Raw genomic sequence first — 6,113 nt, 5'->3', positions numbered from 1 at the left:
TAGGGTGGGGGGATGAAGGTTTCTGGGCTGCCTGATGTTGATCGTTGTCTGGTCATGGGGGTGGTGAATGTCACTCCTGATTCGTTCAGTGACGGGGGGGAGTGGTTCGATCAGGAACGGGCTGTGAAGCACGGGCTGGAACTGGTGAAGGACGGGGCCGACATCATTGATGTCGGAGGTGAGTCGACGAGGCCCGGGGCGCAGCGGGTTTCGTTGAAGGAGGAACTGCGGCGGGTGGTTCCGGTGGTGGCGGCGCTGGCGGCCGAGGGGGTCGCGGTGAGCGTCGACACGATGCGGGGTGAGGTGGCGGAGGCTTCGGTGGCGGCGGGGGCGAGGCTCGTCAACGATGTGAGCGGCGGGCTCGCCGATCCGGACATGGCGCCGGTGGTGGCGGCGGCGCGGGTGCCGTACGTGGTGATGCACTGGCGCGGGCACGGGCACGAGATGCACACGCGGACCCAGTACAACGATGTCGTCGCGGATGTGTGGCGGGAGCTGCGGGTCAGGGTCGACGACGTGATCGCGCAGGGTGTCGACCCATCGATGATCGTGCTGGATCCGGGGCTGGGGTTCTCCAAGGAACCGGAGCACAACTGGCGGCTGCTGGCCGTCACCCGTGAGCTGGGCCGGGAGTTCCCGGTGCTGATCGGGGCGTCGCGCAAGAGGTTCCTCGGCAAGCTCCTCGCCGACGCGGACGGAAAGCCGCGCCCGTTCGCCGAGAGTGATGACGCGACGCTCGCGGTGACGGCGATCGCCGCGCTCGAAGGAGCCTGGTGCGTACGCGTTCACAACGTGAAGCCGAACGCGGACGCGGTGAGGGTCGCCGCCGCCGTAGGCTCAGCGCGTGGATGAAGCAGCCGCGGTAGAGGCCGCCAACGCCAACTTCTATACGGCATTCGAGAACGGGGACCTGGACCTCATGCACGAGGTCTGGGCGGACGGCGACTGGGCCGACACGGTGACGTGCGTGCACCCGGGTTGGACGATGCTCCGGGGGCGCGACGAGGTCATGCGCTCGTGGGCGCTGATCATGGCCAACACGGCCTACATCCAGTTCGTCCTGACCGATGTGCGGACCGAGGTGCGCGGTGATCAGGCAGTCCTGACATGCGAGGAGAACATCCTCACGGCCGACGAGGACGATGAGGGATTCATCGCCGGGGGAAGCGTCGTGTCCACCAAGGTGTTCGTACGTGATGAGGGGCGCTGGCGCCTTTGGGTGAACCATGGTTCACCGGTGCTCGACGGAACGGACGACGATGGATCGGATTGAGCTGCGCGGCCTGCGCGCACGGGGCCACCACGGCGTGCTGCCGGCCGAGCGGGAACTCGGCCAGGAGTTCGTCGTGGACGCGATTCTCAGTCTTGATCTTCGTCCCGCGGCGGCGAAGGACGACGTGACGCTCACGGTCCACTACGGGGAGTTGGCTTCGGCTCTGGTGGAGGTGGTCTCCGGGGAACCGGTCGATCTCATCGAGACGCTGGCGGAGCGGCTCGCCGAGGTGTGCCTCGCCGATCAGCGGGTACGCAGCGCCGAGGTCACCGTGCACAAGCCGGCGGCGCCGATCCCCCACCCGTTCGCCGACGTCGCCGTCACGATCTTCAGGAGCCGCGGATGAACGCAGGAGACGACCGCACCTTCACCGGCGGTCACATGCTTTCCGACCACAGGGTCGTGCTCTCGCTCGGCAGCAATCTCGGCGACCGCCTGGACAACCTCCAAGAGGCCGTGGACGCTCTCTTCGACGCTCCGGGCCTGACGCTCCGGGGGATCTCCCGCGTGTACGAGACCGCGCCGTGGGGCGGGGTCGAGCAGGACGACTTCCTCAACGTCGTCGTGGTGGCCACGACCCGGCTGGCGCCGCTGACGCTGCTGGACCGGGTCCTGTCGATCGAGGAGTCGATGCGCCGGGAGCGGGCGGTCCGCTGGGGACCGCGCACTCTGGACATCGACATCGTCGTGTACGAGGGTGTCACGTCGCACGATCCGGCGCTGATGCTGCCGCACCCGCGCGCGCACAAGAGGCTGTTCGTCTTGGCGCCCTGGGCGGAGCTCGATTCCGAGGCGGTGCTGGAGCCGCATGGCCGGGTGGCCGACCTCGCCGCCGCGCTGACCGATCAAGTCGTCACCGTGCGGGACGACCTGGCCCTTCAGCTCCCCTCGTGAGGGCGACCCGCCCGTCGGTGCTCCTCCTGCTGGTGGTGGTGCCGGCTCTCGTGCTCTGGGCGGTGCTGCGCGCCTTCTACGGGCAGCTTCCCCCGCTGCCGTGGACCGCGGTGCCGACGTTCCTGCTGCTCGCGTTCGGGGAGATCTTCATCGGGTTCGGGACCCGGAACAAGATCTTGCACAAGTCGTCGGCGGAGACGGCCCGGCCCGTCGATCCGCTGAGCGTCGCGCGGCTGGCGGTGCTGGGGAAGGCCAGCGCGCACGCGGCGGCGGTGCTCGCGGGGGTCTTCCTGGGATTCGTCCTCTATGTCTCCGGGGATCTGGACAATCCGGCGCGGCAGCACGACTTCTTCGTCAGCGCCGCGACAGCGCTGTCGGCGGTCGTCCTCGCGGGCGCGGGCCTGTTCCTCGAATGGTGCTGCCGCATCCCCAAGGGCGAGGACGACGACGAGCGCTAGCGGTCGAGGGCCTCGGCCGCAGGAGTGCGACCCCCGTCAGCGGTCGATGTCGCCGACGACGAAGAACATGCTGCCGAGGACGGCGATCATGTCCGCGACGAGGAGTCCCTCGAACAGTTCGGGCAGGACCTGGATGTTGTTGAAGCTCGCGCTGCGCAGTTTGAGCCGCCACGGGGTCTTCTCGCCGCGGGAGACCAGGAAGTAGCCGTTGAGGCCGAGCGGGTTCTCGGTCCAGGCGTAGGTGTGGCCGTAGGGGATCTTGAGGATCTTGGGCAGTCGCTGGTCGACGGGGCCGGGCGGCAGGTCGGCGAGCCGGTCGAGGCAGGCGTCGGCGAGGTCGAGTGAGACCCGCGTCTGGTCGAGGAGGCACTCGAACCGCGCGAGGCAGTCGCCTTCGGTGCGGGTGACGACGGGGACGTCGAGTTCTCCGTAGGCCAGGTAGGGCTCGTCGCGGCGCAGGTCGAAGTCGACGCCGGACGCCCGCGCGATCGGCCCGCTGATCCCGTACTGGAGCACCTGTTCGCGGCTGAGGACGCCGATGCCGCGGGTGCGCGCCCGGAAGATCTCGTTTCCGAGGATGAGGTCGGAGATGTCGCCGAGCCGGGAGCGGACGAGCGCGACGGCCTGGCGGGTCCGTCCGATCCAGCCGAAGGGCAGATCCTCCTTCAATCCGCCGACGCGGTTGAACATGTAGTGCATGCGCCCGCCGGAAACCTCCTCCAGAACGCGCTGGATCTCCTCCCGTTCCCGGAACGCGTAGAACATCGGGGTGATCGCACCGACCTCAAGCGGGTAGGACCCGAGGAACATGAGGTGGTTGAGGATCCTGTTCAGCTCGGCGAGGAGCGTGCGCGCCCAGACGGCCCGCTCCGGCACCTCCATGCCCAGCATCCGCTCGGCGGCGAGCACGACCCCGAGTTCGTTGGAGAACGCCGACAGCCAGTCGTGCCGGTTCGCCAGCATGATGATCTGGCGCAGGTCGCGCACCTCGAACAGCTTCTCGGCGCCGCGGTGCATGTATCCGAGGATCGGTTCGCACGCGGCGATGCGTTCGCCGTCCAGGGTGAGGCGCAGCCGGAGCACGCCGTGGGTGGACGGGTGCTGCGGCCCGATGTTGAGGACCATGTCCTCGGTGCCGAGCTCCTTGGCCCCGGCGCCGATTCCGACTGTGCGCGTCTCCATGGACGCCATGGTCGCAGAAGCCGGGCCGGGCGGGTGCTCCGCGGCGGTGTCGCGTAAGCGGCGTTTCGGGTTGACTGGGGCGCGATGAACGAGCAGCCGCAGATGATTCCGCCGGAGCCGTACCGCCAGCGCAGCCGTGAGGAGGCGTTCGGTCCTCCGCAAGGCGCGGGGTGGTGGAGGCTGTCGCCCCGCTACCGCTGGCACAGGCGGCTGTCGGCCCTCGCGGTGGTGGTCGTGGGCGGTCCGCTGGGCGCGCTGGTGGTCTCGCGTTCGGGGGGCGGGGCCGGGGTGCTGCTGTGGTCGGTCGCGGTGCTGCTCGGTTTCGTGCTCGCGTGGGTGGCGGCCGAGCAGGAGTTCCAGGCGTGGGGGTTCCTGGAGCGGAAGGACGACCTCGTCATCACGTCCGGCGTGTTCGGGCGCCGTGTCGTCATCGTCCCGTACGGGCGGATGCAGTTCGTCGATGTGACGTCGGGGCCGCTGGAGCAGGTGCTGGGGCTCGCGACCGTCCGGCTGCACACGGCGGCGGCGACCACCGACGCGCGCATCCCGGGCCTGCCGACGGCGGTCGCCGACCAGTTGCGCGACAGGCTCGCGCGGCGCGGAGACGAAGGGTCGGGTCTGTGACGGCGTATCTGACGATGACTCCCCGCGCCGCATGGCCGACGGTCGGGGCCCGCCGCCTGCACTGGGCGACGGCCCCGCTGCGGGCGATCACGATCTTCGTCGTCTACCTGGTCCTCATCGGGCTGTGGCTGCTCGTCGTGCCGTCCGGCGGGACGGTCACCATCCCGCTCGTGCGGGTCATCCTGTTCATCGCGGTCTCGGTGCCGGTCGCGGTGGTCGCGGCGGGGGTCGGGGCGTGGCACTGGTGGGCGCTGCGGTACTGGATCGAAGGCGACGACCTTGTGGTGGACGCGGGGATCGTGCGGAGCCGCATCCGCCGGATCCCGTTGTCGCGGATGCAGGGCGTGGACGTCGTGCAGCCGCTCGTCGGGCGGGTGCTGGGCCTCGCGGAGGTGCATCTGGAGCTCGCGGGCGGGACCTCCGCGCAGATCACGCTGCGCTATCTCGGCGTGCGAGAGGCGCAGGCGCTGCGCGCGGAGCTGCTGGCGCTCGCCGCGGGGCTGCCGGCGCACACGCCCGAGGCGCCGGAGCGGCCGATCGGGCGGGTGACGCTGGGCGTGCTCTTCGCCTCGCTGATGTTCAAGGTGCCGGTCCTCGCGGCGATCGCGCTGTTCTTCGCGCTGGTGGCCTTCGGCATCGTCTTCCAGGAGCTCGCGGTGCTCGCGGTGGCGGTGCCGCTGCTGCTGGGGCTGCTGCGCGGGGTGATCGCCCCGCTGGTGATGTACACCGAGTTCACCCTCTCGGTCGCGCCCGACGGCATGCGGTTGCGCTACGGCCTGTTCGAGACGCGGACGCAGACGGTGCCGCCCGGCCGGATCCAGGCGGTGCGGGTGGTGGAGCCGCTGATGTGGCGGGCGTTCGGCTGGGCGCGGGTCGAGGTGACGGTCGCGGGGTACGGCGGTGACCGGCAGGCGCTGTCGTCGACTCTCGTGCCGGTCGCGCCGACGTTCGCGGCGTTCGCGCTGGTGGCCGAGGTGTTCCCCGGGGTAGCGCTGGAGCGGATCACGCTGAAGGAGGGGGCGGCGGGGCACGCGGCGGCGGGCGCGTCGCCCGAGGTCTTCGTGACGCGCAGGGGCCGGGTCTGCCGGACATGGGACGTCGTGGCGCTGGCGCGGGCGCAGTCCGTGCGGATGACGGCCTCGCCGTGGCAGCGACTGTTCGGCAGGGCGACGGTGCACGTCGATGTGCCGCCGGGGCCGGTGCAGGTCGCGGCGGTGGACCGGGACGCGTTGGACGCGCGGGAGATGGCCGACGACCTGGTCGGGCGGTCGATGCGGGCGCGCGCCATCGCGGCGCGGCCGGAGCGGTGGGCTCGCTGACCCCGTCCTCGGCGAGTAGGCGGCCGCTGCAACGCGAACGGCCGGCGGCCCCATCGGGACCGCCGGCCGTTCAAGGAGCGACTTAGAAGTCGTTCTTGACGACGACGCCGCTGTCCGTGCAGGAGCCGCTGGCGATGCCGAGGATCGCGATGCCGTTGCCGCAGAGGTTGATCGGGATCGAGATCGGGGCGATCAGCTGGATGCCCGTGAGGAGGCCGGTGTTGTTGTTGTTCTCCGGCCCGTCGTTACCGCCGTTGCTGGCGAACGCCTGGCCGGCGCCGCCGAGCACGCCGAAGGCGGTGAGGGCGAGCAGACCGGTGCCGGCGATTTTCTTGAGCGACATTGAAGGAGATCCTCCTGGTA

The 6,113-nt window shown here is 70.2% G+C and carries 9 protein-coding genes; 7 read left to right on the top strand and 2 right to left on the bottom strand.

All coding sequences use genetic code 11. The features are described from left to right. The first annotated feature begins 12 nt into the window (after positions 1-12). Genes folP through ACYVOM_RS08955 form a run of 5 tightly spaced genes read left to right on the top strand, consistent with a single transcriptional unit; the run spans position 13 to position 2,625 of the window. Positions 13-852 (top strand): dihydropteroate synthase, encoded by an 840-nt coding sequence (gene folP / locus ACYVOM_RS08975; protein ID WP_460302783.1) that lies wholly within the window; start codon positions 13-15, stop codon positions 850-852. Continuing rightward, on the top strand, positions 845-1,273 hold the full coding sequence (locus tag ACYVOM_RS08970) for a nuclear transport factor 2 family protein (RefSeq protein WP_460302782.1): 429 nt from the start codon (positions 845-847) through the stop codon (positions 1,271-1,273). The genes folP and ACYVOM_RS08970 overlap by 8 nt, the downstream gene beginning before the upstream one ends. Beyond that, positions 1,260-1,619: a dihydroneopterin aldolase gene (gene folB / locus ACYVOM_RS08965; RefSeq protein ID WP_460302781.1), complete on the top strand. Its 360-nt coding sequence runs from the start codon at positions 1,260-1,262 to the stop codon at positions 1,617-1,619. Before ACYVOM_RS08970 ends, folB begins: the two co-directional genes overlap by 14 nt. Continuing rightward, positions 1,616-2,167 (top strand): 2-amino-4-hydroxy-6-hydroxymethyldihydropteridine diphosphokinase, encoded by a 552-nt coding sequence (folK, locus tag ACYVOM_RS08960; RefSeq protein WP_460302780.1) that lies wholly within the window; start codon positions 1,616-1,618, stop codon positions 2,165-2,167. The genes folB and folK overlap by 4 nt, the downstream gene beginning before the upstream one ends. Further along, the gene (locus ACYVOM_RS08955) at positions 2,164-2,625 is read left to right on the top strand and encodes a DUF3180 domain-containing protein (protein ID WP_460302779.1); all 462 of its coding nucleotides are present in this window, start codon (positions 2,164-2,166) and stop codon (positions 2,623-2,625) included. The genes folK and ACYVOM_RS08955 overlap by 4 nt, the downstream gene beginning before the upstream one ends. Positions 2,626-2,661: 36 nt before the next feature. Here the strand turns inward: ACYVOM_RS08955 and ACYVOM_RS08950 are convergent, their stop codons facing one another. Continuing rightward, on the bottom strand, positions 2,662-3,807 hold the full coding sequence (locus tag ACYVOM_RS08950) for an NADH-quinone oxidoreductase subunit D (RefSeq protein ID WP_460302778.1): 1,146 nt from the start codon (positions 3,805-3,807) through the stop codon (positions 2,662-2,664). An 84-nt stretch (positions 3,808-3,891) separates the two neighbouring features. Here ACYVOM_RS08950 and ACYVOM_RS08945 point away from each other — a divergent pair, with 84 nt between their 5' ends. Both ACYVOM_RS08945 and ACYVOM_RS08940 read left to right on the top strand, forming a co-directional pair. Next, positions 3,892-4,431 carry a PH domain-containing protein gene (locus tag ACYVOM_RS08945; RefSeq protein WP_460302777.1) on the top strand — a complete coding sequence of 180 codons (540 nt, stop codon included), beginning with the start codon at positions 3,892-3,894 and terminating at the stop codon, positions 4,429-4,431. Further along, positions 4,428-5,750 carry a PH domain-containing protein gene (locus tag ACYVOM_RS08940; protein WP_460302776.1) on the top strand — a complete coding sequence of 441 codons (1,323 nt, stop codon included), beginning with the start codon at positions 4,428-4,430 and terminating at the stop codon, positions 5,748-5,750. Before ACYVOM_RS08945 ends, ACYVOM_RS08940 begins: the two co-directional genes overlap by 4 nt. Before the next feature lie 82 nt (positions 5,751-5,832). Here the strand turns inward: ACYVOM_RS08940 and ACYVOM_RS08935 are convergent, their stop codons facing one another. Further along, positions 5,833-6,093 carry a chaplin family protein gene (locus tag ACYVOM_RS08935; RefSeq protein WP_460302775.1) on the bottom strand — a complete coding sequence of 87 codons (261 nt, stop codon included), beginning with the start codon at positions 6,091-6,093 and terminating at the stop codon, positions 5,833-5,835. Positions 6,094-6,113 lie beyond the last annotated feature (20 nt).

The sequence above is a fragment of the Actinocorallia aurea genome, from assembly GCF_054783995.1.
The sequence above is the reverse complement of the archived record's forward strand: the minus strand, read 5'-3'. Positions and strand labels throughout refer to the sequence as shown.

Coding starts and splice junctions, on each gene's coding strand:
- folP (WP_460302783.1), top strand. CDS start 13: ATGAAGGTTTCTGGGCTGCCTGATGTTGATCGTTGTCTGGTCATGGGG.
- folB (WP_460302781.1), top strand. CDS start 1,260: ATGGATCGGATTGAGCTGCGCGGCCTGCGCGCACGGGGCCACCACGGC.
- folK (WP_460302780.1), top strand. CDS start 1,616: ATGAACGCAGGAGACGACCGCACCTTCACCGGCGGTCACATGCTTTCC.
- ACYVOM_RS08950 (WP_460302778.1), bottom strand. CDS start 3,807: ATGGAGACGCGCACAGTCGGAATCGGCGCCGGGGCCAAGGAGCTCGGC.
- ACYVOM_RS08945 (WP_460302777.1), top strand. CDS start 3,892: ATGAACGAGCAGCCGCAGATGATTCCGCCGGAGCCGTACCGCCAGCGC.
- ACYVOM_RS08935 (WP_460302775.1), bottom strand. CDS start 6,093: ATGTCGCTCAAGAAAATCGCCGGCACCGGTCTGCTCGCCCTCACCGCC.